General features: G+C 59.3%; 25 protein-coding genes. 10 read left to right on the top strand and 15 right to left on the bottom strand.

Annotation, left to right across the window (positions count from 1 at the left end):
• Positions 1-19: 19 nt before the first annotated feature.
• The 5 genes from N438_RS01970 to N438_RS01950 all read right to left on the bottom strand — a co-directional run bounded on the left by N438_RS01970 (position 20) and on the right by N438_RS01950 (position 5,640).
• Positions 20-826, bottom strand: a complete 807-nt coding sequence (locus N438_RS01970; protein ID WP_046620032.1) for an ABC transporter permease — start codon at positions 824-826, stop codon at positions 20-22.
• On the bottom strand, positions 816-1,745 hold the full coding sequence (locus N438_RS01965) for an ABC transporter permease (protein WP_012541559.1): 930 nt from the start codon (positions 1,743-1,745) through the stop codon (positions 816-818). Before N438_RS01965 ends, N438_RS01970 begins: the two co-directional genes overlap by 11 nt.
• A gap of 1 nt (position 1,746) precedes the next feature.
• On the bottom strand, positions 1,747-2,760 hold the full coding sequence (locus tag N438_RS01960; protein WP_008804681.1) for an ABC transporter ATP-binding protein: 1,014 nt from the start codon (positions 2,758-2,760) through the stop codon (positions 1,747-1,749).
• Between the two features lie 16 nt (positions 2,761-2,776).
• On the bottom strand, positions 2,777-3,922 hold the full coding sequence (gene ydcS / locus N438_RS01955) for a putative ABC transporter substrate-binding protein YdcS (protein ID WP_008804680.1): 1,146 nt from the start codon (positions 3,920-3,922) through the stop codon (positions 2,777-2,779).
• Positions 3,923-4,227: 305 nt separating this feature from the next.
• Positions 4,228-5,640 carry a PLP-dependent aminotransferase family protein gene (locus N438_RS01950; protein ID WP_008804679.1) on the bottom strand — a complete coding sequence of 471 codons (1,413 nt, stop codon included), beginning with the start codon at positions 5,638-5,640 and terminating at the stop codon, positions 4,228-4,230.
• Positions 5,641-6,321: 681 nt separating this feature from the next.
• Between N438_RS01950 and N438_RS01945 the strand changes: the two genes are divergently transcribed.
• The 5 genes from N438_RS01945 (at position 6,322) to N438_RS01925 (ending at position 9,681) form a co-directional block, all read left to right on the top strand.
• Entirely contained in the window at positions 6,322-7,719 is a 1,398-nt protein-coding gene (locus tag N438_RS01945) for a cytochrome ubiquinol oxidase subunit I (RefSeq protein ID WP_008804678.1), read from the top strand.
• Positions 7,719-8,729 (top strand): cytochrome d ubiquinol oxidase subunit II, encoded by a 1,011-nt coding sequence (cydB, locus tag N438_RS01940; RefSeq protein WP_008804677.1) that lies wholly within the window; start codon positions 7,719-7,721, stop codon positions 8,727-8,729. Before N438_RS01945 ends, cydB begins: the two co-directional genes overlap by 1 nt.
• A complete protein-coding gene (locus tag N438_RS01935) occupies positions 8,729-8,854 on the top strand; it encodes a DUF2474 domain-containing protein (protein ID WP_002907461.1) in 126 nt (41 codons plus the stop codon). The genes cydB and N438_RS01935 overlap by 1 nt, the downstream gene beginning before the upstream one ends.
• 95 nt (positions 8,855-8,949) lie before the next feature.
• Positions 8,950-9,297 carry a hypothetical protein gene (locus N438_RS01930; protein ID WP_116696042.1) on the top strand — a complete coding sequence of 116 codons (348 nt, stop codon included), beginning with the start codon at positions 8,950-8,952 and terminating at the stop codon, positions 9,295-9,297.
• A gap of 150 nt (positions 9,298-9,447) precedes the next feature.
• Positions 9,448-9,681, top strand: coding sequence for a DUF2554 family protein (locus tag N438_RS01925; protein WP_012541554.1), 234 nt, complete (start codon positions 9,448-9,450; stop codon positions 9,679-9,681).
• Positions 9,682-9,693: 12 nt separating this feature from the next.
• On the opposite strand, the gene N438_RS01920 is transcribed toward N438_RS01925, so the two are convergent.
• A complete protein-coding gene (locus N438_RS01920; RefSeq protein ID WP_116696041.1) occupies positions 9,694-11,655 on the bottom strand; it encodes a U32 family peptidase in 1,962 nt (653 codons plus the stop codon).
• Between the two features lie 33 nt (positions 11,656-11,688).
• Between N438_RS01920 and N438_RS01915 the strand changes: the two genes are divergently transcribed.
• Positions 11,689-11,856 (top strand): hypothetical protein, encoded by a 168-nt coding sequence (locus N438_RS01915; RefSeq protein ID WP_162493250.1) that lies wholly within the window; start codon positions 11,689-11,691, stop codon positions 11,854-11,856.
• A gap of 10 nt (positions 11,857-11,866) precedes the next feature.
• Here the strand turns inward: N438_RS01915 and N438_RS01910 are convergent, their stop codons facing one another.
• A complete protein-coding gene (locus N438_RS01910; RefSeq protein WP_008804673.1) occupies positions 11,867-12,436 on the bottom strand; it encodes an XRE family transcriptional regulator in 570 nt (189 codons plus the stop codon).
• Between the two features lie 173 nt (positions 12,437-12,609).
• Between N438_RS01910 and N438_RS01905 the strand changes: the two genes are divergently transcribed.
• Positions 12,610-13,776 (top strand): benzoate/H(+) symporter BenE family transporter, encoded by a 1,167-nt coding sequence (locus N438_RS01905; RefSeq protein WP_064160438.1) that lies wholly within the window; start codon positions 12,610-12,612, stop codon positions 13,774-13,776.
• Here N438_RS01905 and N438_RS01900 read toward each other — a convergent pair.
• A complete protein-coding gene (locus N438_RS01900; protein WP_008804671.1) occupies positions 13,753-14,622 on the bottom strand; it encodes an AraC family transcriptional regulator in 870 nt (289 codons plus the stop codon). The two genes, N438_RS01905 and N438_RS01900, sit on opposite strands and share 24 nt — an antisense overlap.
• A 181-nt stretch (positions 14,623-14,803) precedes the next feature.
• Between N438_RS01900 and N438_RS01895 the strand changes: the two genes are divergently transcribed.
• A complete protein-coding gene (locus tag N438_RS01895; protein WP_016161183.1) occupies positions 14,804-15,700 on the top strand; it encodes a DMT family transporter in 897 nt (298 codons plus the stop codon).
• Between the two features lie 46 nt (positions 15,701-15,746).
• Here N438_RS01895 and N438_RS01890 read toward each other — a convergent pair whose 3' ends face one another.
• The 3 genes from N438_RS01890 to tehA all read right to left on the bottom strand — a co-directional run bounded on the left by N438_RS01890 (position 15,747) and on the right by tehA (position 18,277).
• Entirely contained in the window at positions 15,747-16,415 is a 669-nt protein-coding gene (locus N438_RS01890) for a DUF3313 domain-containing protein (protein ID WP_116696040.1), read from the bottom strand.
• A 264-nt stretch (positions 16,416-16,679) separates the two neighbouring features.
• Positions 16,680-17,276: a tellurite resistance methyltransferase TehB gene (gene tehB / locus N438_RS01885; RefSeq protein ID WP_116696039.1), complete on the bottom strand. Its 597-nt coding sequence runs from the start codon at positions 17,274-17,276 to the stop codon at positions 16,680-16,682.
• Positions 17,273-18,277: a dicarboxylate transporter/tellurite-resistance protein TehA gene (gene tehA, locus N438_RS01880; protein ID WP_039103663.1), complete on the bottom strand. Its 1,005-nt coding sequence runs from the start codon at positions 18,275-18,277 to the stop codon at positions 17,273-17,275. Before tehA ends, tehB begins: the two co-directional genes overlap by 4 nt.
• 111 nt (positions 18,278-18,388) lie before the next feature.
• On the opposite strand from tehA, the gene ydcK reads away from it, so the two are divergent.
• The gene (ydcK, locus tag N438_RS01875; RefSeq protein WP_043875192.1) at positions 18,389-19,369 is read left to right on the top strand and encodes a YdcK family protein; all 981 of its coding nucleotides are present in this window, start codon (positions 18,389-18,391) and stop codon (positions 19,367-19,369) included.
• On the opposite strand, the gene rimL is transcribed toward ydcK, so the two are convergent.
• Together rimL and N438_RS01865 are read right to left on the bottom strand one after the other, a co-directional pair.
• On the bottom strand, positions 19,355-19,933 hold the full coding sequence (rimL, locus tag N438_RS01870) for a 50S ribosomal protein L7/L12-serine acetyltransferase (RefSeq protein ID WP_008804665.1): 579 nt from the start codon (positions 19,931-19,933) through the stop codon (positions 19,355-19,357). The two genes, ydcK and rimL, sit on opposite strands and share 15 nt — an antisense overlap.
• A 53-nt stretch (positions 19,934-19,986) precedes the next feature.
• Entirely contained in the window at positions 19,987-21,642 is a 1,656-nt protein-coding gene (locus N438_RS01865; RefSeq protein WP_012541545.1) for a glucan biosynthesis protein, read from the bottom strand.
• A 439-nt stretch (positions 21,643-22,081) separates the two neighbouring features.
• Here N438_RS01865 and N438_RS01860 point away from each other — a divergent pair, with 439 nt between their 5' ends.
• The gene (locus N438_RS01860; protein WP_012541544.1) at positions 22,082-23,170 is read left to right on the top strand and encodes an NAD(P)-dependent alcohol dehydrogenase; all 1,089 of its coding nucleotides are present in this window, start codon (positions 22,082-22,084) and stop codon (positions 23,168-23,170) included.
• 54 nt (positions 23,171-23,224) lie between these two features.
• On the opposite strand, the gene N438_RS01855 is transcribed toward N438_RS01860, so the two are convergent.
• Both N438_RS01855 and N438_RS01850 read right to left on the bottom strand, forming a co-directional pair.
• Positions 23,225-24,730 (bottom strand): carboxylesterase/lipase family protein, encoded by a 1,506-nt coding sequence (locus tag N438_RS01855; protein ID WP_032730519.1) that lies wholly within the window; start codon positions 24,728-24,730, stop codon positions 23,225-23,227.
• A 41-nt stretch (positions 24,731-24,771) separates the two neighbouring features.
• Positions 24,772-26,115: a VOC family protein gene (locus N438_RS01850; RefSeq protein ID WP_008804661.1), complete on the bottom strand. Its 1,344-nt coding sequence runs from the start codon at positions 26,113-26,115 to the stop codon at positions 24,772-24,774.
• Positions 26,116-26,333 lie beyond the last annotated feature (218 nt).

Here is a 26,333-nt window from a genome sequence, read left to right as displayed (position 1 = left end):
ATTATCCTGTTTCATGGTTTTATTTCCCGTTTCCGGCGTCGTTATCGCCGTCGCGGGTGAGCCACCAGGCCCCTAAGATTGGTATCGTCGTTACCAGCATCACCAACAGCGCGACAACGTTGGTGACGGGCACATCGCGCGGCCGCCCCAGCTGATTCAGTAACCACAGCGGCAATGTTCGCTCATGCCCCGCGGTAAAAGTGGTGACGATAATTTCATCAAACGACAGGGCGAAGGCCAGCATTCCCCCCGCCAGCAGCGCCGATCCCAGATTGGGCAACACCACGTAGCGAAAGGTCTGCCAGCCGGTCGCGCCCAGGTCCATCGAGGCTTCCACCAGGCTCCACGAGGTCCGACGAAAGCGGGCAATGACGTTGTTAAAGACCACCACCACACAAAAGGTCGCGTGCCCCACCACAATGGTCAGTAGCCCCGGCTCGAGACCGACGGCTTTAAACGCCGTCAGCAGCGCCAGGCCGGTAATGATCCCCGGCAGGGCGATCGGTAACAGCAGCAGTAGCGATACCGCATTCTTACCAAAAAAAGTGCTGCGCCACAGGGCACCTGCAGCCAGCGTGCCAAGTACTAAGGCAATGGCCGTCGACAGGGCGGCAATTTTAAGTGACAACGTCACGGATTCGAGAATATCGTTACGCCCTGCTGCCTCGCTAAACCAGCGTAGCGTCAGCCCCTGCGGCGGAAAGCTGAAGGCCGCATCCTCCGTATTAAAAGCATAGATGGCAATGATCAGCAGCGGGAAGTGGAGGAACACCACGCCGCCCCAGGTCGCCAGTTGCAGATACCAGGGTGCGCGTTCAGAGTGCATCGAAGGCTCCCAGACGTTTCACGAACGCCAGATAAAGGGCAATCAGCACGATCGGCACGAGGGTGAACGCCGCCGCCATCGGCATATTGCCTATCGCCCCCTGCTGCGAGTAGACCATGTTGCCGATAAAGTACCCCGGCGGCCCGACCAGCTGCGGCACGATAAAGTCGCCCAGCGTCAGCGAGAAGGTGAAAATCGATCCGGCGGCAATACCAGGGATAGCCAGCGGCAGAACCACATAGCGGAAGGTCTGTCGTGGCCCGGCGCCAAGATCGGCCGACGCCTGCAGCAAGGAGCCCGGAATGCGCTCCAGCGCCGCCTGCACCGGCAGGATCATAAACGGCAGCCAGATGTAGACGAACACCAGAAAGCGTCCCAGCCCGGAGGTGGACAAGGTGTTGCCGCCGATCGCCGGGACGGTCAGAAGCGCATTCAGCGCCCCTTCCAGTCCAAGATGGCCCAGAAACCACTGCGCCACACCATCTTTGGCCAGCAGCAGTACCCACGCGTAGGCTTTGACGATATAGCTGGCCCACATCGGCAGCATCACCGCGATATAAAAGAAAGCCTTCATTTTGCCGCTGGTATAGCGAGCCATGTACCAGGCCATCGGCAGCGCCAGCATGGCGCTGGCGAGCGTCACACTCAGGGCCATTACCAGGGTACGGACAATAATGTCGTAATTGGCGGGATTGAACAGCGCCCGCAGGTTGGCCAGCGTAAAGTCGCTGGTCACCGACATGGTGAAGTCGTCAAAGGTATAAATACTCTGCCACAGCAGGGTCAGGAGCGATCCCAGATAGACGATACCAAACCACATCAGCGGCCCGAGCAGCAGTAAAAACAGGCCCAATGCTGGCCGACGCCAGAAGATCCCGGATACGCGCCCGGCCTGCGCAGGAATCATCGCCATGGTCATCTCAGCCTCCGCTTTCCAGCGGGGTCATCGCCGACCGCGACCATGACGCCAGCACCGTTTGCCCCATTCGCGGGGCGCTGGCTGCCGCCGCGCCATCGATATTCGCCTGGCTGACCAGCAGCTTGTCCCCCTCCGCCAGCCTGAGCTCAATCCGCGTCGCCGCCCCCTGATACTGTACCGCCTGCACTACGCCCTGAACCTGAACCTCGCCGCCGCCCTGCAGGCGAACATGCTCCGGACGCAGCGACCAGCTACCCGGCATGCCGCACAATCGCCGGGCCGCCTCGGCTTCAAAAACGTTGGCGGTGCCGACAAAGCCAGCGACAAACGCGGTCTTCGGATGCAGATAGAGATCCTGCGGCGCATCCACCTGTTCGATGCGCCCATTGTTAAACACCGCCACGCGGTCTGACATCGACAACGCTTCGCTCTGGTCGTGGGTCACGAAGATAAAAGTTATCCCCAGCGACTGCTGCAGCTTTTTCAGCTCCACCTGCATCTGCTCGCGCAGCTTCAAATCCAGCGCACCCAGCGGCTCATCGAGCAGCAGCACCCGCGGCTGGTTCACCAGCGCCCGGGCAATAGCGACCCGCTGCCGCTGGCCGCCGGAGAGCTGAGAAGGCTTACGATGATGAGCAAAGCCAAGGGCCACCTTTTCCAGCGCTTCCTGGGCGCGGGCATGGCGCGCTTTCTTCGCCATGCCTTTGACCATCAGGCCGTAGGCGACGTTGTCGAGGATCGACATATGGGGAAACAGCGCATAGTCCTGGAACACCGTATTCACATCCCGCTGCCAGGGCGGCAGTTCGCTGGCCGGCTGACCGAAAATACGGATGGTGCCGCCGGAGAGCTGCTCGAAACCGGCAATCAGCCGCAGGCAGGTGGTTTTACCCGAACCGGAGGGCCCCAGCATCGAGAAAAATTCCCCATCGCGAATGCCTATGCTAACCCCATCTACGGCCCGCACATCGCCGTACAGGCGCGATACATTCTGAAACTCGACCGCGTACGTCATTGTCTGCCTCCCGTCCTTAGCGGCCGCCCATTATCGCAATATAGTCCTGAGTCCATCTGCTGTAGGGTACGTATTTCCCGCCTTCGGCAACCGGCGTTTTCCAGAAATGGATCCGGGTAAACTGGTCATAGCCGTTGGTTTCACAGCCTTTGTCACCGAGCAGCGCGCTGGCTTTACACCCCTCTGGCACCACCGGGAGCGAGCCGAACCACGCCGCCACATCGCCCTGCACCTTCGGCGTGAGCGACCAGTTCATCCATTTGTAGGCGCAGACCGGATGCTTCGCTTCGCTGTGCAACATGGTGGTATCCGCCCAGCCGGTCACCCCCTCCTTCGGAAACACGGTGGCGATGGGCTGGCCTTCAGCCTTCAGGCCGTTGGCCTGATAGGGCCACGAGCTGGAGGCGGCCACCCCTTCGTTTTTGAAGTCGTTCATCTGTACGGTGGCGTCATGCCAGTAGCGATGGATCAGCGGCTGCTGGTCGCGCAGTACTTTCAGCACCGCGTTATACTGGGTTTCGGTCAGTTGATAGGGATCTTCGATCCCCAGCTGCGGCTGGGTGGCTTTGACAAACAGCGCGGCGTCAGCGATATAGATCGGGCCATCATAGGCCTGCACGCGTCCCTGATTGGTTTTGCCGTCCGGCAGGTTCTGTTTAACGAAGACCACGCTCCAGCTGTCCGGCGGCGTCGGGAATACACGGGTGTTGTACATCAGCAGGTTCGGCCCCCACTGATACGGCGTGCCGTAGGCTTTACCGCCGACGTTAAACCATGCCCCTTGCGCAATGCGTGGATCGAGGGTGCGCCAGCCGGCAATCAGCGCGGTATTAATCGGCTGAACGCGTTTGCCCATGATCAGACGCAGCGAGGCATCGCCCGACGCGGTCACCAGATCGTAGCCCCCCTTGGCCATCAGGCTGACCATCTCGTCAGAGGTAGCGGCGGTTTTGACATTAACCTGACACCCGGTCTCTTTTTCAAACTGAGTGACCCAGTCGTACTGCTTGTCTGTCTGGCCGCGTTCGATATACCCCGGCCAGGCAATAATATCGAGCCGCCCTTCCGGTTTATCCAGCGAGGTGAGTGGCTCTGCCGCCTGCACGGTCAAACAGGCCATGCTCAGCACATAAAGGCTGCAACGGGCAAATTTTTTGCTCATCAGGTGTTACTCCTGTCACAAGGTAATTAGCGGCAGCCGTGCCGTAAAAATATCTCCTGAAATAAGGGTAGTCAGCGGATTAACGCCCCCTGGGGAATTTATTCAGGTTGTGACCCGGGACGCATTACGCAAAAATCGCCAACACAAGCAGGACTTTATGGATTATAGACAACGAGTTAGAGAAAAAGGAGGGGTATGCGTATTTCCTATGATGAGCGCCGGTAAAATAATGACCGGCCTCAATAAAAACTCACCCTCGTTTATTTTTCCCGAGAGTTGATGGCGACGGAAAATAGCCTGAGTCGTCAGGTAAGCTGCTCACGAATAAGTTCACCCAACCGCCTCACCCCCTGCTCTTCGCGTTCCCCCCAGCCCCAGGCGGTATTAAAACGGAAAAATGAGGTCCAGCTGGCGGAGGTGGAGAACATTTTTCCTGGGGCAATGCTGATGTGCGAGGCCAGCGCCCGGGCGCTTAGCTCACTGGCGTCGGCCCCTTCCGGCAGCTCAATCCACAGAAAGTAGCCGCTGTCGCTGTGGTGGACGATAACCTCTGGCGGCAGATGGCGCAGCAGCGCCTGCCAGGCCAGCTGTTTACGCTCCGCCAGCTGGCGGCGCAAACGGCGCAGGTGGGCGTCATAGCGCTTGGTGGACAGATAATCCACCAGGGCTAGCTGCATCGGCGAGCTGGTGGAGAGCGTACTCATCAGCTGCAGTTGCTGGATCCGCCGCGCCTGTTTGCCGGCCGCCACCCAGCCGATACGAAACCCGGGCACCAGACATTTTGAAAATGAGCTGCAGTGCAGCGTCATATCCTGATGGTCCCAGTATTTCGCTGGTAACGGTTTCTCGCGACCAAAGTAAAGCTCGCTGTAGACATCATCTTCTATCAGCATCACGTTATAGCGCGCCAGCAGCGCCACCAGCGCCGCTTTTTTTTCGGCGCTAAGCGTAAAGCCGAGCGGGTTCTGCCCGTTGGTCATTAACCAGCAGGCCTTGACCGGGTAATTTTGCAGGGCCGCTTCCAGCGCCGTCAGGTCAATGCCCTCTTTGACGTCGGTCGCCACCGACAGCGCCTTCAGGCGCAGCCTCTCCAGCGCCTGCAGGGCGCCGTAGAAACAGGGGTTTTCCACCACCACCCAGTCGCCCGGCTCGGTCACTGCCTGCAGACTGAGGTTAAGCGCCTCCAGCGCCCCGGCGGTAATCACGATCTCGTCCGGCGAGATGTTCATCCCCTGCAGGGCATAGCGTCGGGCAATGGCGTGCCGCAACTCCGCATTGCCCGGCGGCAGGTTCTCAATGACGCTCATGGCGGTGGCGGTTTTGCTCACCTGCGCCAGCGAGCGGTTAAGCTGCTGCAGCGGGAAGAGACGCGGGTCCGGAAAGGCCGAGGCAAAGGGCAGCATCGACGCCTGGCGGCTGGCCTGTAGCACCTCAAAGATATAGGTATTGATATCGACAGCTTCATCGCGGGTCACCTGGGCAGGCGGCGCCGGCTGTCTAAGCTTCACCGGCTGAGGGGCGACATAATAACCCGACTGCGGACGGGCGACGATGCGCCCCTGGCTTTCCAGCAGCTGATAGGCATGGCTGACGGTCATAAAGCTCATGCCGCTGCTGATCACCTGCTCGCGCAGCGACGGCAGCCGATCGCCAGGCAACCAGACGCCAAGCGCGATCTGTTCGGTCAGCTGTTGCGCCAGCTGTTGATACTTTTTCATTGCGGCCGTCCCCGTACGATAACCTCCCATTATCATATATCAGTTATAAAAAAATCATAGTTTGCTGTAACTGTTATATCTGCAGCGGCAGTCGCGTCCCGTCATAGCACGGGATAGGTTTAAAATATCACCACCCAGAATAGTGAGATTAACGCAAACCAGAAGATAATCATCACGCCGAGCGTAATGCACAAACTCTGTAATCCTTTTTCAGACATGGGCATTCCTTTTTATTTATTCCCGAGCGCATACAGTACAAATTACCCACGGAGTCGACAATTTATTATTATTTAATTTACGATTAACCCGCTCAGCGTTTTTACTTATTCTCATACTAATGCGTGAGAATAAATGACGCTAAAACTCGTTGTGCATTATCGCAAGAATTAATACAGCACCGTGTGATATTCGGGATATATTATTCCGGCCAGAAACAGTGCCGTGCCGGCGGCCGAGTCCGCCGATCAACCGCTCCCGGGATAACGGCCAAATCTCCGCTGGTCTGTTGGTTAAGCGACCCACCCCATCGGTATTTATTCGTGCCGGCCGATGATCTGGACGCGAGGTGAAAAATCATAACAGCGGCCAACTGTTATGATAAAAAATGGCGCGACTGCCTCTGCCCCCCAGCCACCACCCTGCCTAAAATTGCGCTGAATCAATTTTGTAGTGGAGTCCTGCATGTTCGGTCTTGATGCATTCCATCTTGCGCGAATTCAATTCGCCTTTACGGTCTCATTTCATATTATCTTTCCCGCCATTACTATTGGGCTGGCCAGCTACCTGGCGGTACTCGAAGGTCTGTGGCTAAAAAGCAAAAATCCCACCTGGCGTTCGCTGTACCACTTCTGGTCGAAAATCTTCGCCGTCAACTTCGGCATGGGGGTGGTTTCCGGGCTGGTGATGGCCTATCAGTTCGGCACCAACTGGAGCGGTTTCTCTCAGTTCGCGGGGAGCATTACCGGCCCCCTGCTGACCTATGAAGTCCTGACAGCGTTCTTTCTGGAAGCGGGCTTTCTCGGGGTGATGCTCTTCGGCTGGAACCGCGTAGGGCCGGGGCTGCATTTTTTCGCCACCTGCATGGTGGCGCTGGGCACCATCATCTCGACCTTCTGGATCCTCGCCTCCAACAGCTGGATGCAGACCCCGCAGGGGTTTGAGATCGTTGACGGCCAGGTGGTGCCCGTCGACTGGCTGGCAGTGATCTTTAACCCGTCGTTCCCCTACCGCTTACTGCATATGACAGTGGCGGCGTTTCTCAGTAGCGCGCTGTTTGTCGGCGCCTCGGCGGCCTGGCATCTGCTGCGCGGCAATCAGTCGCCGGCGATCCGTAAGATGTTCTCGATGGCGCTCTGGATGACGCTGCTGGTCGCCCCCGTCCAGGCGCTGATCGGCGATATGCATGGTCTGAATACCCTGAAACACCAGCCGGCGAAAATAGCCGCCATTGAGGGCCACTGGGAAAACCCGCCGGGCGAGGCAACGCCGTTGCTGCTGTTTGGCTGGCCTGATATGGCGCAGGAGCGCACCCGCTACGGGCTTGAGATCCCGGCCCTGGGCAGCCTGATCCTCACCCACAGCCTTGATAAACAGGTGCCGGCGTTGAAGGAGTTCGCTCCTGAGGATCGCCCGAACGCTACCGTGGTGTTCTGGTCGTTTCGCCTGATGGCCGGTCTTGGCATGCTAATGCTCCTGCTCGGCGTACTGGCCCTGTGGCTGCGTCGCGGCGGCCGACTGTACCATTCCCGGCCATTTCTGCGCTTTGCGCTATGGATGGGCCCTTCAGGACTGATTGCTATTCTCGCTGGCTGGGTAACCACCGAAGTGGGCCGTCAGCCATGGGTGGTGTATGGCGTTCAGCGCACTGCAGACGCCGTTTCCGCCCACGGCGATCTGCATATGTCGGTCAGTTTATTGACCTTTATCGTGGTCTACAGCGCCGTCTTCGGCGTCGGCTACAGCTATATGCTGCGCCTGATCCGCAAGGGGCCGCAGGAGGTGCAGCCCGCGACAACCGGTACGCCAGCCCGCCCGCTGTCCGCCGCCACTGAAGGTTATCTGCAGAAGGAGTCCCGCTAATGGGTATCGAATTATCGGTGATCTGGTTCGTGATTATCGTCTTTGCCACGCTGATGTACATTGTCATGGATGGCTTTGATCTGGGCATCGGGATGTTGTTCGGCACAGTACGGGGCAGCACCGAGCGCGACGTAATGGTCAACAGCGTCGCCCCGGTGTGGGATGGCAATGAGACCTGGCTGGTACTGGGCGGCGCTGGTCTGTTTGGCGCTTTTCCCCTCGCCTACGCGGTGATAATCGACGCCCTGTCGATCCCCCTGACCCTGATGCTGATCGGCCTGATTTTTCGCGGCGTCGCCTTTGAGTTTCGCTTCCAGGCCACCCCGTCGCACCGGCCCTTCTGGGACCGTGCCTTTTTTGGCGGTTCCTTGCTGGCGACCTTCAGCCAGGGCGTGGTGGTCGGGGCGGTGATCAACGGTTTCACCGTCAGCGGTCGCGCCTTCAGCGGCGGCATGTTTGACTGGCTGACCCCGTTCAGCCTGTTTTGCGGACTCGGGCTGTGCGTGGCCTATGCGCTGCTCGGCGCCACCTGGCTGGTGATGAAAAGCGAAGGCGCGCTGCAGCAGCGGATGCGAAGCGCATCGCGGCAGCTGCTGGTTGCCCTGCTGGCGGTGTTTGCCGTCATCAGCCTGTGGACTCCGCTGGCGCACCCGGCAATTGCCGCCCGCTGGTTCAGCCTGCCGAATCTCTATTTCCTGCTGCCGGTGCCGCTGCTGGTGATCCTCATCAGCGGCTGGCTGTGGCGTACGCTGCATCAGCGCGACCGCCATGTTTCGCCCTTCACGCTGACGCTGGGCCTGGTCTTTCTCGGCTTTAGCGGACTGGGGATCAGCATCTGGCCGCATATTATCCCGCCGGCCATCACGCTGTGGCAGGCTGCCGCTCCCCCGCAAAGCCAGGGCTTTATGCTGGTGGGCGCACTGCTGATTATTCCGGTCATTCTTGGCTACACCTGCTGGAGCTATTACGTGTTCCGCGGCAAAGTTCAGCCCGGGGAGGGATATCACTGATGCATACTGCCTGGCCTAAACGTCTGCTGTGGCTGATCGCGCTCTGGGGAGGCAGCGTACTGACGCTGGCCGCCATCAGCCTGCTGTTTCGCCTGCTGATGACCGCCGCAGGGCTAAAAGTCTGAGTGGGATGCAGAGAAGTCCGAAAAGGGATTTCTCCATCTTATCTTCACTTTTGCCTGATGAAATACGGCGATACATCAGAAGAAAGGATATTGCTATGAAGAAGTTAGCTTTACTGTCCGCCGTGATGACGCTGGGAATATCGTCATGGGCGTTCGCTGCCGACAACCCACCACCGCCGCCAGAAAAAGGCGCGCAGCATCAGGGTAAACCGCTGGCGAAAAACGGCCAACACGATGGTAAGCAAGCGCAACACAACGGCAAGCAGCCACAACGAGATGGCAAACAGCCGCAGCGTGACGGCAAGCAGCCACAGCGTGACGGCAAGCAGCCGCAGCGTGACGGCAAGCAGCCGCAGCGTGACGGCAAGCAGCCGCAGCGTGACGGCAAGCAGCCGCCAAAAGGCGGCGAGCACAGCGGGAAACCGCTGCCGCCAAAAGCATAACCCCTCAGGCCTGGCCTTCTGCGCCAGGCTTTTTTTCACCTTCTTTCAGCTGACATTGACAAACTCTTGCCCTTCTTTGAGAAGCCGAGAAAAAAACCTGCACAACGCCTGGCATAGTAAGCCCACCCCATTGATTCGCAGAGAAAAGGTATGTTGAGGAGAAGCATGAGCGCGCTGCTGTTGCTGTGCGCGCTGTTTTCAGGACATCTGCTGGCCCACCGCCAGGGGCACGATTACTTTCCGGTGCAGAGCCTCGAACAGCAACTGCTGCACGAGGCGGACAGCGACGAGCTTCGCAGCCAGTGCGAGGAGGCCGCCGCCGATCTGAACGAGCATCACCGCTGGCAGGATGCCCGCAAACCGCGGGCGCCGCATTGCCCGTAGCGTCGCGCTGGATCAGGCTCCTTTGCGCTTCGGCAGGGTCTTCATCAGCTCATCCGGGCTGACGGAAGCGACGATGCTCCCGGGAAGCGGCATTTTGAGGATGTGGTTTTTAATCTTCCCGACGACATGCATTTCGCACGGGCGACAGTCAAACTTCAGGGTCAGCACTTCATCGCCGTGGATCAGCTGCATCGGCGTGGCTTTCCAGCTCTTGATGGAGCCTTTCGCCTGTTTCGGACAAAGATTAAACGCAAACCGCAGGCAGTGTTTGGTGATCATCACCGGCACATCGCCCTTCTCTTCGTGCGCTTCATAGGCGGCGTCAATCAGCTGCACGCCATAGCGCTGGTAAAAGGCCCGCGCCTTATGGTTATAGACGTTGGCGAGGAAGGAGAGATGGGTCTCCGGATAGACCGGCGGCGGTACGGAGACCGGCTTGCGGGTGCCGCGTTGCCAGGCGTTGAGGCGCGCTTCGTCCAGCATTTCAGCCGTTTCACGACGCAGCTGGTTGAGCAGACTGTTGGGGACAAACAGTGGCGGCAGGTTGACCTGCACGTCGCGTGGGTAGTAAATGGTCTGCCCCAGTTTTGTGACGCCGTCACGCAAATTGGCCAGCGCTTTTTCTGCCTGATTGGCTTCGGCGAACGCTCCGTCGAGAGTATGGGTCACGCTGACGCCATCTTCACAGGTCATGGTCAGAACCAGCTGTTCCTGCCAGCCGCTCAGCGTAACGTCCACGGCGATGCGGCGTTCGCTGGAGGTCTTCAGCAGCGCCTGCTGCCAGTTGTGATCGAGGTTACGGTTGAGCGCCTGGTGCGGACGCGCTTTGTGCAGATCCGCCGGCATCTCGTTCGGCCACACCCGATAGCGATTTTCGCCGGTTTTCTCCACCGTATTGGCACGGAAGCCCACCACTTCACGCTTGATCATCACGTTAAGGCCATCGCCGTTGGTTAACGGTTCGCTCACATCGACATCAAGATGGTCTTTCCCCACCTTCAAGACTTCGCCCACCGGCAGCCCGATAAATTTCGGCGAATCAAACGCGCCGATATCGCCTTTGCGGGCATTGACGAAGTAGTCGGTACTGCCGCGATGGAAGGTTTTATCGGTAGAGGGAATGAAGAAGTGCTCGGTGCGCCCTGCCGAGGCGCGCGCCAGATCGCCGCGGTCTTCGATAATGGCATCCAGCATTTGACGGTAGTGCGCAGTGATGTTTTTCACATAACTCATGTCTTTGTAACGGCCTTCAATTTTGAAGGAACGTACCCCGGCGTCGATCAGCGCCGCCAGGTTGGCGGTCTGATCGTTGTCCTTCATCGACAGGAGATGTTTTTCATAGGCCACCACCCGTCCCTGATCGTCTTTCAGGGTATACGGCAGGCGGCAAGCCTGCGAGCAGTCGCCCCGGTTGGCGCTACGTCCGGTCTGGGCGTGCGAAATGTTGCACTGCCCGGAATAGGCCACGCACAGCGCGCCATGAATAAAGAATTCAATGGTAGCGTCGGTATGGTCATAAATAGCTTTGATCTGACTGAGATTCAGTTCACGCGCCAGCACGATCTGGCTGAAGCCGGCGTCGGAGAGAAATTTCGCTTTTTCCACGCTGCGGATATCACACTGGGTGCTGGCGTGCAGCTCAATCGGCGGCAGATCCAGCTCCATGATCCCCATATCCTGCACAATCAGCGCGTCAACGCCCGCCTCATAAAGATCGGTAATCAGCCGCTGCGCCGGCTCCAGCTCATCATCATGCAGAATGGTGTTCAGCGTGACAAAGATTTTGGCGCCATAGCGATGGGCAAAAGGCACCAGACCGGCGATGTCGCTCAGGCTGTTGCTGGCATTGTGACGAGCGCCAAAGTCAGGCCCACCGATATAAACGGCGTCGGCGCCGTGGAGGATCGCTTCGCGAGCGATACCGGCGTCGCGGGCAGGACTAAGAAGTTCAAGACGATGATTGTGCAGGCGCATACGCGTGTTGTTATCCAGTATAAGGGGGTCGAAATGGCGGCTATTGTAGTCAGAACCGGGTACAGACGAAAACCTTTTCCACCGTCGCGCGACGACGAATTTTCATTTTTCAGCAAAGTATTGACGGAAAAGATAGTTCCTTCACATCCTCGCGCAGCGTACTGTCATCTCGTATTCCGGATTTTCCTCGTCACGTTGTGAGTGGTTATCATCAGTCATCTTGTCTGGCCGCGGGTTCGCCCGCGGTTTTTTCTTTTGGATAATGGATAAGAGAATGGAAATGGGCCGCCTGAACGCCGCGGTTACGATACGCATGCGCCTCATCGCCGGCGAAGCGCCGTCCCTCCCCTGGCTGCAGTAAATGCCACTCCCCCTGTAAACAGAGATCCAGGGCGCCGCTAATCACCACCACATGTTCAATCACCCCTTTCTCATGCGGCGTCGATTCGCTCAACGCGCCGGGGGCAAGGGTTATCGAAAAATGGTCAAAGCGCAGCTCCGGGTCCCACGGGAAGACCGGGGTCACCACCATCGCCTGCTGCTGCGGATCAAAAGCGGAAGGCGCTGCGCTGGCGTCCGGAACGATAAACGCCGAAAACGGCACGTTCAGCCCGGTGGCAATCTTCCACAGCGTCGCCACCGTCGGGCTCGATTCATTACGCTCAATCTGCCCCAGCATGGCTTTCGACACCCCCGTCTCTTCTGCCAGACGCGAGAGACTCCAGCCACGCTGCTGGCGCAGGGTTTTGAGCGTTGCCGCCAGATGTTGCGCAATATTCATCCTACCTCCTGACTTGTACAGGCAAGAGTATATCCCCATTTGCCTGATTCTACAGGGCGTTTCTCGGCATATCACCGTGAGAACAGGTGTCTTACGCTCTCCACATCCGCACCTTGTGCGCTATAACGCACAGTGATAGAGTATTTGTATGTTATAACGCACAAGAGAATCCTATGCGCTCGTTTACCCTTCCTCTTCCCACTCTGTTGGCGGGTTTCGTCGCTGTACTGGTGGGCTACGCCAGTTCAGCCGCCATTATCTGGCAGGCTGCTGCGTCTGCTGGCGCTACCCCCGGGCAGATCGCCGGCTGGATGACGGCCCTTGGCCTCGCCATGGGTATCAGCACCCTTGCGCTGAGCGGCTGGCGTAAAGTTCCTGTGCTCACCGCCTGGTCAACGCCGGGCGCCGCGCTGCTGGTCAGCGGTCTACAGGGAGTCACCCTCGCCGAGGCCGTGGGGGTGTTTATCTTTGCCAACGCGCTGATCGTCCTTTGCGGCGTGACGGGCCTGTTTGCCCGGCTGATGAAGATCATTCCCCATTCACTGGCCGCCGCGATGCTGGCCGGGATCCTGCTGCGTTTCGGTTTGCAGGCCTTCGCCGGCTTACAGGACCATCTGCTGCTGTGCGGCGGCATGCTCGCCGCCTGGCTTCTCTGTAAAGCGCTGTGGCCCCGCTTCGCGGTAGTCGCCGCGCTGGTGGTGGGGGCGCTGATCGCGGCGGCCTCCGGGGACGTCGCCAGGACGGCCGTACCGCTGGCCTTCGCGGCACCAGAGTGGATCGCGCCGCAGTTTACCCCGGCGCTGCTGCTCAGTGTCGGCCTGCCGTTTTTCCTCGTCACCATGGCCTCGCAGAACGCCCCCGGGTTCGCCACGCTGCAGGCATCCGGCTACACCGTACCGGTATCGGCGCTGCTCGTCGCCTGTGGAGGTCTGGCGTTGGTGCTGGCGCCGTTTGGGGTCTACTCCATCTGCATCGCGGCGATCACCGCTGCGATTTGCCAGAGTCCGGAGGCGCACCCGGATCCGCAACAGCGCTGGCTGGCGGCCATGGCCGCAGGCGGTTTTTATCTGCTGGCAGGTCTGTTCGGCGGATCGATCACCGCCCTGATGTCGGCTTTACCCGCGGCGTGGATCCAGATGCTGGCCGGCCTGGCGCTGCTCGGCACCATCGGCGGCAGCCTGTTTCAGGCGGTACATCAGGCCAGTGAGCGCGATGCGGCGGTGCTGACCTTCCTGGTCACCGCCAGCGGCGTGACGCTGGCGGGAATTGGTTCGGCCTTCTGGGGCGTGGTGCTTGGTGGGGTAAGCTATGGCGTGTTATCCGCGCTGCGCCGCCCTTAGCTGGGACGGCGTCAGGCCGGTGGCCGCTTTCACCCGATGGCTGAAATGGCTGGCGGAGCTGAAGCCGCAGGCCAGCGCAATCTCCGTTAACGGCAGCGCGCTGTGGCAGAGCAGATTTTGCGCCCTGGCCATTCGCTGCTGCATCACATATTGATGCGGGGCCATATTCAACGACTGGCGGAACATGCGGGCAAAATGGAACTCACTGAGTCCCGCCTGCTGCGCCAGGTCGGCCAGGGTCAGCGGCTGATCGAGGTGGGCATCGATCCAGGCCAGCACGTGACGCTTCACGCCCGGCGCCAGCCCTCCGGTGACCGTCGGCAAACGCCACTGCACGGTGGAGTAGTGCTGGATCAGATGGGTGAGCAGTAAGCTGCTGGCGGCGCTGAGGGTCAACTGGTTCGCCGGCTGTCGCCAGTCATTGGCCAGTAAAAACTGGCGGTACACCGCGGTGATTTTGTCATCGCTGGCGAAGGTTTTTTCCTGCAGGGTGAAGTTTGCCGGGCTACGATCCCACACCTCTTCGCCGACGCGGCGCAGGTGCTCATCGGTACAGTAGAGATGCACAAAAGACAGATCGCCGCGGATATCCCAGACGCTCTCATCGCCTTTCGGCATCAGACAAAAGCGATCCGGGCCGCCGCCATTTTTCCAGCCGTGCGGCGTCTTTTGATAGCTTTCATAGCCATCGGCGACGTACAGGCTCAACGTATGGTGATCGCTGCGCACCGTCACGGTATCGCAATTGTTGTACCAGGCGGCCAGTTGAATTCCGGAATTCAGCTCCACCGTGCCCCGCAGCACCGCGTTCTGTCGCCGTAATGTTTCAAACGTCCCGTAACCCATTGCCTTCACGCATCTGCCCGTAAAAGCTCTAGTCTAGGGAGACTCCGGCGCGGTTTCCAGTCCTCACCGCAGGCGAATGACAAATAAGCGCAAGAATTTGCAAGCCGACAACAAGCGGGTGAAAGCTGCCGGTTGCGACAGGCGGCATACTCCTCCCTTCAACAAGCAGAGGAGAGTCAGGGTGAACGCATTACTTTATGCACTCGTTGTCGTGATCTGGGGGACAACGTGGATTGCGATTTTTTTACAACAAGGGCCGGTGGCGGCGCCGGTATCCATTTTTTGGCGCTTTGCCGTGGCCAGCATCACGATGCTGACGATTCTGCTTGTCACGCGACGGCTACGGCCGCTGGGCGCGAAAGATCACTTTTGCTGCCTGCTGCAGGGCTGCTGCGTCTTCTGCTTTAATTTCTGGTGTTTTTATACCGCCGCGGCCTGGATCAACACCGGTCTGGAATCGGTGATCTTTTCCATGGCCGTACTGTTTAACGCCATTAACAGCTTTCTTTTTTTTCGCCAGCAGCCGCCGGGCCGCTTCTGGGCCGCCGCCGCGCTGGGCCTCGCCGGTATCGTCACCCTGTTCTGGGATGACCTGCTGGCCAATGGGCTTAACGCCTCGCTGCTGTGGGGGATCGGTCTGAGCGCCCTGGGCACCTACGGCTTTTCACTGGGCAATATGTTCAGCATTCGCCACCAGCGGCGAGGGCTGGAAACCCTCACCACCAACAGTTGGGCGATGCTCTACGGGACGCTGGTGATGGGCGCGATCGCCCTGCTACGTGGCGATAATTTTATGCCGGAGTGGACCGTCAGCTACCTCGGCGCCCTGCTTTACCTGGCGCTGTTCGGTTCGGTCATTGCCTTTGGGGCCTATTTCACTCTGGTGGGGCGCATTGGCGCCAGCAAAGCCGCCTACAGTACGCTGCTGTTTCCGCTGGTCGCATTATCCATTTCCACCGTCTATGAAGGGTATGTCTGGCACAGCAACGCCGTGATCGGGCTGGCGCTGATCCTGTTGGGTAACCTGGTAATGTTTGCCAAACCGGAACAGCTGCTGCTGCGCCGAAGGCTGGCCTGAGGAGACAGAAGAGAAACAGCGCCGTCGCCAGACGGCGCTGGCACGATTAACGCTGAGAGGGATCGAATTTGACGGCGTCGACCGCCATATCATCGATCACCTGCTTCAGGGTATCGACGGTCAGCGGCGTATTCTCATTCGCCAGGGTTTTGCCTTCCCCTTTACGAACAACCTTGATCACCGGCTTATTGGTGCTGGCGTCAATGACCTCCGCCTCAAAGTACAGATCGGTGTCCATGGTACGATGGCCGGTGGCGGCCTGGGTGCCGGCGACAATCATAGCGACCGGGATCACTTCATAGAACTGCAGCCCCTCTTTGCTGGAGTCCACCCCGGTGATCGCCCCGCGGAAGATGAGGCTGCGCTTGCCGGCGGTAGTGGCCAGCGGTTTACGCTCGGAAATAGCCTGTTTCAGCTCTTTGTTGGTGTAGTTAAGAATATCCTGCAGCGCCTTATCCCCTACCTGGGTGGTCGGCTTCGGTACCGGATAGTAGGTCACCGGGTGATAAACGATATTGTCATAGTTGGCTGGATTGAAGTTCGGATCGATCCAGCGCAGCTCCGGCTTGCCGGAGGCAGAGGTCGTTTCTTTCAAACTGGAATAATCTTTTAAGAAGCCCGAATACTGATTCGGTTGCGCCACTTTCGCCGCACAGCCGGTCAACGCCAATATTCCCGCCAGAGCGGCGACTTTCAGTAAAACGCGAGTACGCATAGAGAGATCCCTGTAAATGCAGTTTTTTTTCGGCAGACGTTATAGCAAATAGGACCCACTAGTTTTGTGACAAAAAAAGGGCTTCGTCAAGGAAGATTTATAAATATTGATAGGATGAACATTACGTTATTAAATAATCACTTAAAACAGGCAGAAGGCTGCTTTTTATCCCTCTTTTATACGGTGACTTCCTCACTTATTTTCCCTGCTCTTCACCTTACTACGCGGCGCGGGCAACGTCCTGATTCCCCACGCCGCCGCGTATCAGGCAGGCTTGCGCGCCAACAGGGTGGCGAAGCGCAGTTTGATGCGATTGCCGTTGGCGTCGGTGCGATGCAGCTCGCCGACGTCCTCATTGTATTTCAGCAGCTCCCAGCCCTGGTAATAATCACGAAGCTCATCGGGTTTAAAGGCAAACGGGAAGCCGACGGCGCAGGGATAATCTTCGGTATCCATTGCCGCCACAATCAGGTTATAGCCGCCGGCGGCGGTGCAGCGCTGCATATTGGCGATCAGGCCCGGGATGGTGTCAGGCTCCAGGAACATCATCACCACGGTGGAGAGGATCAGGTCATATTCCCCATCAAAGGTCAGGCTATTGAGGTCGGTTACCGCGGTGCGGAGATTTTCCAGCGCCTCGGCAGCGCGAATACTTTCCAGATTATTGATGCTCATCGGATTTTTATCCCACGCCGTCACCGTGAATCCGTTCGCCGCCAGATAAAGGCTGTTACGCCCGTTGCCACAGCCCAGATCCAGCGCCCGCCCCGGAGGCACCACTGTCGCAGCATGCAGCACCTCGGAATGGGTGCGTGTCAGGCCATATTTATCACTAAAATAATCCGCGTCACGCGTTGTCATGATCCTTCCTTCTTATTCAGGAGTGTTTCCCGGTCGACCTGTACCAGCAGTTTCCCGCTCACCAACAGCAAAATTGTGCGCAGTAACAGCAGGCCGACAACCAGATTGCTAAAAATAAACAGCGGCATTGCCAGATGGTGAAAAAAGCCGTCCGCCCTGGCCTGGCCGAGATGCAGGCCGGTAGTGGCCAGCGCGGAAATACCGAACGAGAAGCTCCAGAAGGAAGCATTGAACGGCTGGCGAAGATACCAGGGCATCAGGCGCAGCATGAACAGTAGCTGCAGCAGGCCGTAACCAAACAGCAGCTTCGCGAAGGTATCCGCTTCCCCACCGTTGACGCTGAGCCAGGCGCTGCAGGCCACCAGCGCAGGCGCCAGTTGGATCCCCAGCGAGGTGCGCAGCGGCGTCGGCAGCTCGCCCGCGCTGCGCAGACGCTGGAGGATCGCCGGCTCGAGGCTCAACCAGGAAAAGACCCCGGCGCCGAGGAACACCAGCCCGGCGTCGGTAAATCCCAGCGCGCCGCAGGCCATCGCGCTAATGAAATTATTGGCCACCGTGGGCAGATAGAGCCCCGGCGTGGTGGCCTCGTGAGGATGCGTCCCCCGCCACAAGCCGCCACTTTGCCAGGCGGCATAGGCAAGCTGCAGCGCCACCCCCGGCACAAACAATCCCAGCGCCAGCGGTCGCCACCAGGGCACCAGCCCGATCGCCACCAGCAGCGTGGTGGCCGGAAACAGGCTGACAAAGCTGCTGCTGACCGGATGACGCATCTCCCGTAGCACGCTCGCCGGAAAGCGAATTGCCCGGCTGATAAACGCCATGCTGAGCAGAGTCCACATCGCGATCGCCAGCATCACCAGACCATCGCCGATGCTGCGGCTAACCGGCCAGAGCGTGCTGGCGTAGCGCCAGGCGAAGCCCATTCCGATGGTGCCGAGCACCATACCAAAATAGCCTGCCGGCAGGTTCAGCGCCTGCCGCGGCGTTTGCTTGCTCTTCATTTTGTTGATGATATCAATTTAATTTGAAGTTGCATTTTAAAGGAACCTTATCCCGCGCGCTACGGCGATCTTTGCTATGTTTATGTTAACCATAAGTAATGAGGATCGGGAATGCGTAAATACCGTCTCAGCGAACAGACCAGGCAGTATTGTTACCAGGAAGAGGCTGGCAAACAGAGCGTCACCCTGCGCCAGATAGTGGCGCTTATCGATTTCGCTGACGTCAAAACAGGCAGCGAAGGCGGTTGGGTGGACGCGGAAAGCGCTCTCAGCCAACAGGGAGAGTGCTGGATCTATGATGCCAACAGCGTGGTTTTCGCCGGGGCAAGTATCCGCGACGACGCTCGCTTAACCGGGCCCTGCGTGGTCAGCCACGAGGCCGCCATCGGCGGACGGGCATGCATTCATGCCTCGCACATTAGCCATCACGCGCAGATAAGTGACAACGTCACGGTTAATCATAGTCTGGTGCGCGGTTACTGTCGCCTCGCCGACGAGGCGCGTCTCCTGCCCCACTGCCAGGTGATTGCCGCCCGCGGACTGACCGCCGATCGCGACAAAGTCCTGCAGATTTATCAGCGAGCCACCGTTAGCGCCTCGCGTATTCTTCATCAGGCGCAAATCTACGGCGATGCCTTTGTCGAGCACGCTTTTGTCGAACATCGGGCAGAAGTGTTCGACCAGGCAAGACTGGAGGGGAACGAAGAAAACGACGTCTGGGTGTGCGATAACGCCCGGGTTTATGGTCATGCGCGACTGATCGCCGGTCGCGGAGAGGATGCTATTCCCACCGTGCGCTACAGTTCGCAGGTGGCGGAGAATGCGGTAATTGAAGGCAACTGCCTGTTAAAGCACCGGGCGATGGTCGGGGGCGAGGCGCAGCTGCGCGGTGGTCCGATTCTGCTCGACGACGATGTGCTGATCCAGGGGCGGACAGTCATCATCGGCGATGTGATCGTTGAGCACCAGGTCTCCATCAATGACGAGGTGCAGATTGCCGCACAGGAGGGAGAGGCCATTCATCTGCGCGGCCCGAAAACGCTTGACGGCCAGCAGCACATCACCCGCACGCCGCTGTTAGGCGCCCTCTAGCGCCTCGTCGCGGTCAATAATGCGCGCGTAAATATTCTGATCGTCATAGCTGCCGTTCAGATACTCAGCCTGCCTGAGGCAACCTTCAAGAACGAACCCATTGCGCAACGCCACCTGGTTACTGCGGGTATTGGCCACCCGGCATTTGATCACAAACCGGCGCACCAGCCCGCTGCGGGCATAATGGTGGATAAAGGCCTGCAGGGAGCGGGAAAGCAGCCCCTGCCCCTGGTGATCTTCATCGATCCAGTAGCCGATATAGGCCGTTTTGTTCTGCGGCTCGATCTGGTTGAACGACAGGACGCCCACGAGTCGATGGTCGAGAAACAGCAAAAACATTTTGGCGTAATCCCGCTGATGCAGAATCACGTTACCCTGCACATGGCGGCGGGTCTCCTCTTCGCTGTTCACTTCGGCGGGCCAGTTGAGCGATTGCTGCAGCCAGTGGCGGTTTTTCACCACCAGCTGGTGCAGATCGCTGACGTAGCGCTCATCAATCGCGATAAGCGTCAGCGCGTCGGTCACCGGGATCGTCTCAGGTACTGCGGGAATGTCTGTAGTCATGGGGCTCTCTACTGGCCCGCAGGGGTTGCCTGCGGGCCGCGGCTGTCACGGGATTATTTCATGATCCGGTCGTCAACGTAGTTACGTTTATCCGGCGCCGGCGGGAAGTACTGATAGAGCCAGGTTTCGCTGATGGCTTCGCCCTGACAGCGCAGGAACAGGCGCATCTCCACCGGGTCGGTCGAGTCGGAGGTCGGATACCAGTCGAAGAGGATCCGGTAGCCATCGAACGGCTCGACGTAGAGGATCTCAATCTGCTTCGCTTCCCCGCTGGAGAGGGTGATCACCGGTTCAATACCGCGCGGCGCGGCGGCCTTCAGATCGCCGCCGACAAAATCGATGGCAAAACGACGCGCCCACTTATCCGGATAGTGCTCGCCCGGCGCCCAGCCTTCCGGGAAGCCCCCCATCCCGGTGCGGGTGGCGAGCACACGCGCCAGCGGGGTGCTCACCGGCGGCTGCGCGCTCCAGTAGAGACGGTAGCGGAAGTCCAGTTCGTCGCCCGCCTTCACCGCTTTTTCCGGCTGCCAGAAGCAGACGATATTATCCAGCGTTTCGCCGGTGGTTGGGATCTCCATCAGGCTGACCGCCCCTTTCCCCCACTGGTTACGCGGCTCAACCCACAGGCTGGGGCGCTTGTTATACCAGCCCATCACGTCCTGGTAATGGGAGAAATCGCGGTCCAGCTGCAGCAGACCGAAGCCGCGCGGGTTCTTGTCCTGGAAGGCGTTGAACTGCAGCTTCTGCGGGTTATTCAGCGGCCGGCAGACCCATTCGCCGTTCCCCAGCCACATCGACAGCCGATCGGAGTCGTGGATCTGCGGGTGGATGGTATCGCACATCCGGCGCTCGTTGTTGCCGCAGCTGAACATACTGGTCATCGGCGCGATACCCAGCTGTTTGATGTCCTTGCGGGCATAAAGGTGGTTTTCCACGTCCATGATGACCTGGGTATCCTGGCAATGGATGGTGAACTTGTAGGCCCCGGTGATGCTCGGGCTATCCAGCAGCGCATAAACGGTAAAGACCGTGGCGTCCCCTTTAACCGTTTCGAACCAGAAGGAGGTGAAATCAGGGAACTCTTCCGGGGTATCGGTAAAGGTGTCTACCGCCAGCCCACGAGCCGACAAGCCGTACTGGTAGGTGCTGTCTACCGCGCGGAAATAACTGGCGCCAAGGAACGCCACGATATCGCGGCGCGCCAGCTCCGGCGCTTTAAACACCCGGAATCCGGCGAAGCCGAGGTCGGACTGCCCTTCCAGCTGGCGGGTGTCGACCCCGGCGTCATTGTACTTAAACAGCTCAGGGCGGAAATGGATCTCGCGCGCCTGCTGAGTGGCGGCGTCAAGAGAGAACATCCGCACGCGGCGACGGAACCCCATCCCGACGTGGAAAAACTGGATGTCCAGTTTGCGTTCTTCGATGTTGTTCCACAGCGAGTGGTTGGCGTCATACTGGATGCTGTTATAAGCCTGCGGAGTCAGATTGGCCAGCGTCGGCGGCAGATCGCGCGGGGCGCCGCCCCATGGCTGGCGCGCCAGATCGTGGGCCATCGCCTGCAGCACGGTGTAATCGAAACGACGCGTTTGCCCGTCGGCAATACCCGCGTCTTCGGCAAAAGCGGCCTGACTGAATAAGGAAGCGACTCCTGACGTCCCGCATACGGCGGCAACAGCCATGGAAGATTTAAGAAAACGTCTGCGGTTCATGCCTGAGAAAGCGTCCTTCTGCACGGGTGAATTGATTCGCAACGCGTCATCACGCTGCGTGATAAATTCCGCCCACTCTAGACAAAAACGATTAATAATCCAATTGTTGCCCGCAGAAAAAAGGTAAAAAAGCCCTGTCTACCGGAACAACCCGTTTTTTTACTTTTCCTTCGACGTGCGGCCGGGGAAAGAACAGACTGCCGGCCGCTTTTTCGCCTGACCATTGAGCGGATAGCTCTTCCTCGCTTCGGTATATTCATCACACCTATGCCCCGCCGCCCTGCGTTTTTTTTAGGCACGATTGGCGCAAATTTCCGCCACATCCGGTGCTAACTTTTCACCGGTAACCGCTATATTTCTTCATGTTAGCGGCCAACACGGGAGAGCCGTTCGGGCTGTCCCGCCACGCTCTCCAGGGAATTCATTCAGGAGTCATGCCATGCAAGTGAAAGCAGCCGTCACGCTGGGCTACCAGCAACCTTTCGTCATCAAGGATGTCGACGTCTCCCCTCCGGGGAAGGATGAGATATTAGTGAAAATTGTCGCCACCGGGGTCTGTCATACCGACGCGGTGATGCGCGATAACCCGGGAGTGGTGCCTATGCCTGCCATCCTCGGCCATGAAGGCGCCGGGATCGTCGCCAGCGTCGGGGAGGCGGTCAGCGGTATCAGAGTCGGAGACCACGTGGTGCTCAGCTATGCCGCCTGCCACCATTGCGAAAATTGTTTAAGCAACCACCCTTCAGCTTGCGAAGATTTTAATACGCTTAATTTTGGCGGCCGACGCGAGGATGGCACCACCCCCTATCGGCTGGGCGATCAGGATCTGTCCCTGTTCTTTGGCCAGTCGTCCTTCAGCCAGTATGTGGTCACCCGCGCCAGCAACGCCGTGGTGGTCGACCCGGAGGTCGATCTCACCCTGCTCGGCCCGCTGGGCTGTGGCATCCAGACCGGCAGCGGGACGGTGCTCAACCGCCTGAAACCGGTGATTGGGGAATCCATTGTGGTGTTTGGCTGCGGCGCCGTGGGGCTCAGCGCCATCATGGCGGCGAAATTAACCGGCTGTTCGCAGATCATCGCTGTCGATATTCATGCCAGTCGCCTCGCCCTCGCGGGCGAACTGGGCGCCACCCATCAGATCAATGGCAAGGAACAGGATGCCGTCGCCCTGATCAAACAGATCACCGGCAAAGGCGCTCACTACGCGGTAGAAACCACTGGCGTATCGGCCATCGTGCTGCAGGCCGTGCACGCGGTGAAACCATTAGGTACGGTGGCCATCGTCGGCTTTACCGGGGATATCACTTTTAACGTGCAGAACGATCTGATGGCGGAGGGCAAGTCGCTGGTCGGGGTGATTGAGGGTGATGCCGTCCCGGCGCTGTTTATTCCACTGCTGGTGCAGCAGTATAAGCAGGGGAAATTCCCTATCGATAAGCTTATCGTTCGCTACCCGCTGGCCGATATCAACCAGGCTTTCGCCGATTCGGCGTCTGGCAAGGTGATAAAGCCCGTGGTTGTGATGTGAGTGAATGCCGCCACCAACCGGTGGCGGCAGTTGCTCAGCCGCACCTCAGCGTATTTACTCCAGCGTCACGTGATGCTTCATCACCCGGCGAAACAGCGCCAGCCGGGCGCGCATAAAGCGATTTTCCACTTTAAAGCCGGCACGCTTATGCAGGCCAATGCGCAACAGACGATCCCGTCCGCGCAGGCACGCTGGCCAGCGTACCGCGCCGGCAAGCGCCTGGTCGCCGCTGGCGACGCGGGCAAACTGGGCCCAATAGTCAGCCACCTGAGCGGCGAAGGCCAGATCCGCTTCGCTGGCATACTGACACACCGGGTCGGTCAACCGCAGGTTATCAAACACGTAGGGCACCTCGTTGCCATGCCAGGCGCCGTGCGGATAGGTGTCATGCTCCGCCTCCGCAACATAATCAAACCAGTAGCGCCAGCACGGCTGCCCCACGCGCTGCTGCGCCTGCATCACCACATAGCCGAGGGTGGTGAAGGCCATGTCGCGGCACACTTCCCGCCCCAGCGCCTCATCGCCCTTCACGCCGGGATAAAGGAGTTTGATCAGCCCCAGTCCCAGGCGGCGCTCACGGCGCAGCTTCTGGATCTGCCCGGCGATATCGACGCCAAACACGGCCATCACGCTGGCTTCATCGCTGTTGGAGCCGATCATCACCGGCATTGGATGCTGGCGCCCGGCAAAAAAGGTCTCCAGCATCGGCTGCGGCAGCACCGCGTCGCCGACGATGGGGGCCGGCCCTGTGTTCAGCGGCGCGGTGAGCGACCAGAAGGCCTCCGCCGGGATCGCCCGCAATTCCTCAGCGCTGGCTTGCGGTAAGGCAAAGTGTTCCGCCAGCAGGCGGCCTTTCTCCAGCGCCTTCTCTCGCGGCAGGTCGGGTAACGTATACCCGCTCTGAATAATCGCTTTATGGAACAACCCTTTCGCTTTCGGCGAGGCCATCAGCGACAGCACGCTGCGCGCCCCGGCGGATTCGCCAAACAGCGTGACGTTGGCGGCATCCCCGCCGAAGGCGTGGATATTCTCCTGAACCCACTGCAGGGCGGCAATCTGATCGAGCAGCGCGAAATTATAGAGACGTTCGCCCGCCTCTTCTTCCAGCGCCGGATGGGCGAAAAAGCCGAGATGGCCCAGCCGGTAGTTGACCGTCACCACCACCACATCGCGGCTGGCTAACGCTTTGCCATCGTAAGGCGGCAGGCTGCCGGCGCCGATGGTAAACCCGCCGCCGTGCAGCCAGACCATCACCGGCAGCGGCTGCGCCGCAGCAGCAGGTGCCCAGATATTGAGATATAAGCAGTCTTCGCTGAAAGCGCCGGGATCGCCGCCGCCGAGCTCACGGCAGTAGTCAATGTCCTGCCAGCTGGCGGCGGAAAAGGCGTCGGCCTGGCGGACGCCCTGCCAGCGGGCAGGAGGCTGCGGCGCGCGCCAGCGCAGCGGGCCCACAGGCGGCGCGGCATACGGAATGCCGCGCCAGATATGGATCCCCTGCTCTGCGCTCCCGGATACGGTTCCCTGGCGGGTTTTCGCCAACGGTTTCGACGGATGTTGCATAACCTGCTCCCTGTAAGGCTGATGCCAGCAGGGTACTGATTTTACAGCAGACCGCAACGTCGTTTGCTGCGCTCCTCCGCCTGTCGGTACAGGGCAAACTCATCCTCCACCGGGCAGCCCAGCGCCGTCTCAAAGGCTTCGCGGCTGGCATTCCCGTGGCTGCGCGCCTGCGTTTCGTTGCCCAGATTAGACTGAAAAATGCCCGCCGCGCTGACCGGTAAAAAATCTTCATAAATAATCGGCTGGGCGACCACCCACCCGCGCTCAATCAGCGGCTGCGGATCGTCCCCCGGGCGAAACGCCTGGCGATGCGCCTCGCCGGCGGGCGTCAGGCGGTAGCGAAACCAGGCCAACCCCTGCTGACGGAGCAGAAATTCGCTGTCGGGGAATTCGCGGAATACCTCCTGCAGATGCAGCTGATGGCTGAGATTGTCCTTTCCTGTCCCTGCCGCCTGCAGCAGTCGGTCGTACAGTGCGCGTCCTTTTGGCGTTAGCGCAATGCCGCGTTGCTCAATTTCGCCAAAGCGGGCGCTGTGGGTGCCTTTATGCTCACCGGCGAACATCACCGGCTCCTCAAGCGCCTTAAAGCTGGTCTGCCGCAGGAGGATCGGGACCTCCCGGCGCGGTGGCCCTTCAATCAGCGCTTTGGGTTCAATACCACACTCGGGCATCAGGGCCTGGGCGCGGTCAATATCCAGCGTCCGCGGCGTGAGGTGATTGATATGGCATCCCGGAAAGCAGACCACATCGGCAATCAGGCGGTGCTCGCGATGCAGAGCATGGTAGGTCTCCTCATCGACGGTGGCATGCCGGTGCCAGCGGAAGGTCTCCAGCGCCTCCTGCACAAACTCGCGCGCGTCGGCAGAGGTGAATTCGCCCTCAGCTTCATACTGCGCAATCAGCGCCAGACAGCGGGGGGTAAAGATTTTGCGCCGGGCAAGGATGGCCTCGGCCCGCTCGCGCAGGGCGCGATTTTCAATCAGCTCCAGGCGCAGCAGCGAGGTGAAAACCCGAAACGGATTGCGCGCCAGCGCGGCATCGTCGATGGGACGAAAGGCCGTGGAATGGACCGGCACGCCGGCCTGCGAGAGATCGTAATAGCTGACGGGATACATCCCCATGATGGCAAACATGCGACGCAGCGTCGCCAGTTCCTCCGCTGTGCCCACGCGGATTGCGCCGTGGCGCTCCACGTTTAAGCGCGCCAGCTCGTCGGCATTGGCCAGTTGTTCATGCAGCTGCGGATTATTTTCCAGTACCGCCAGATTGACGTCAGCCACCAGCTCCAGCAGCGTCCCGTATTGCGGAACTTCCTGCTGGTACATAGCCGACATGGCCTGCGAAAACTGCTCCCGAATCTCATCAGCCGTGATGGTGTTCGCCATGATGTGTTACCTCCAGTGAATACTTCCTGGAGTGTAGGAAAGCTGCCTCCTGGCGGGGGGAAGAATTTACAAACTGTGATGGCGATAACCTGCTTCCGCTAGCAATCATTGCACAAAACATAACCCACGGTTATGAAAAACACCCGGTAATTTCACTTTAAATTAACAATACATTTACACACACTGTTTCTGGCGACATTACAACAACATGCCCCTCT

It is taken from the genome of Klebsiella sp. GL120222-02 (assembly GCF_003097195.1).
GTDB lineage: Bacteria > Pseudomonadota > Gammaproteobacteria > Enterobacterales > Enterobacteriaceae > Klebsiella > Klebsiella variicola.
This window is presented reverse-complemented; position numbering and strand designations above follow the sequence as displayed.

Bases quoted from the DNA above. Each gene is read 5' to 3' on its own strand.
- N438_RS01935 (WP_002907461.1), top strand. From the start codon at position 8,729: ATGCATACTGCCTGGCCTAAACGTCTGCTGTGGCTGATCGCGCTCTGG.
- cydB (WP_008804677.1), top strand. From the start codon at position 7,719: ATGGGTATCGAATTATCGGTGATCTGGTTCGTGATTATCGTCTTTGCC.
- N438_RS01890 (WP_116696040.1), bottom strand. From the start codon at position 16,415: ATGCGTACTCGCGTTTTACTGAAAGTCGCCGCTCTGGCGGGAATATTG.
- N438_RS01945 (WP_008804678.1), top strand. From the start codon at position 6,322: ATGTTCGGTCTTGATGCATTCCATCTTGCGCGAATTCAATTCGCCTTT.
- N438_RS01910 (WP_008804673.1), bottom strand. From the start codon at position 12,436: ATGAATATTGCGCAACATCTGGCGGCAACGCTCAAAACCCTGCGCCAG.
- N438_RS01930 (WP_116696042.1), top strand. From the start codon at position 8,950: ATGAAGAAGTTAGCTTTACTGTCCGCCGTGATGACGCTGGGAATATCG.
- rimL (WP_008804665.1), bottom strand. From the start codon at position 19,933: ATGACTACAGACATTCCCGCAGTACCTGAGACGATCCCGGTGACCGAC.
- ydcK (WP_043875192.1), top strand. From the start codon at position 18,389: ATGCGTAAATACCGTCTCAGCGAACAGACCAGGCAGTATTGTTACCAG.
- N438_RS01905 (WP_064160438.1), top strand. From the start codon at position 12,610: ATGCGCTCGTTTACCCTTCCTCTTCCCACTCTGTTGGCGGGTTTCGTC.
- N438_RS01865 (WP_012541545.1), bottom strand. From the start codon at position 21,642: ATGAACCGCAGACGTTTTCTTAAATCTTCCATGGCTGTTGCCGCCGTA.
- N438_RS01960 (WP_008804681.1), bottom strand. From the start codon at position 2,760: ATGACGTACGCGGTCGAGTTTCAGAATGTATCGCGCCTGTACGGCGAT.
- tehA (WP_039103663.1), bottom strand. From the start codon at position 18,277: ATGAAGAGCAAGCAAACGCCGCGGCAGGCGCTGAACCTGCCGGCAGGC.
- N438_RS01900 (WP_008804671.1), bottom strand. From the start codon at position 14,622: ATGGGTTACGGGACGTTTGAAACATTACGGCGACAGAACGCGGTGCTG.
- ydcS (WP_008804680.1), bottom strand. From the start codon at position 3,922: ATGAGCAAAAAATTTGCCCGTTGCAGCCTTTATGTGCTGAGCATGGCC.
- N438_RS01855 (WP_032730519.1), bottom strand. From the start codon at position 24,730: ATGCAACATCCGTCGAAACCGTTGGCGAAAACCCGCCAGGGAACCGTA.
- N438_RS01860 (WP_012541544.1), top strand. From the start codon at position 22,082: ATGCAAGTGAAAGCAGCCGTCACGCTGGGCTACCAGCAACCTTTCGTC.
- N438_RS01925 (WP_012541554.1), top strand. From the start codon at position 9,448: ATGTTGAGGAGAAGCATGAGCGCGCTGCTGTTGCTGTGCGCGCTGTTT.
- N438_RS01920 (WP_116696041.1), bottom strand. From the start codon at position 11,655: ATGCGCCTGCACAATCATCGTCTTGAACTTCTTAGTCCTGCCCGCGAC.
- N438_RS01950 (WP_008804679.1), bottom strand. From the start codon at position 5,640: ATGAAAAAGTATCAACAGCTGGCGCAACAGCTGACCGAACAGATCGCG.
- N438_RS01850 (WP_008804661.1), bottom strand. From the start codon at position 26,115: ATGGCGAACACCATCACGGCTGATGAGATTCGGGAGCAGTTTTCGCAG.
- N438_RS01965 (WP_012541559.1), bottom strand. From the start codon at position 1,745: ATGACCATGGCGATGATTCCTGCGCAGGCCGGGCGCGTATCCGGGATC.
- tehB (WP_116696039.1), bottom strand. From the start codon at position 17,276: ATGACAACGCGTGACGCGGATTATTTTAGTGATAAATATGGCCTGACA.
- N438_RS01915 (WP_162493250.1), top strand. From the start codon at position 11,689: ATGGCGGCTATTGTAGTCAGAACCGGGTACAGACGAAAACCTTTTCCA.
- N438_RS01970 (WP_046620032.1), bottom strand. From the start codon at position 826: ATGCACTCTGAACGCGCACCCTGGTATCTGCAACTGGCGACCTGGGGC.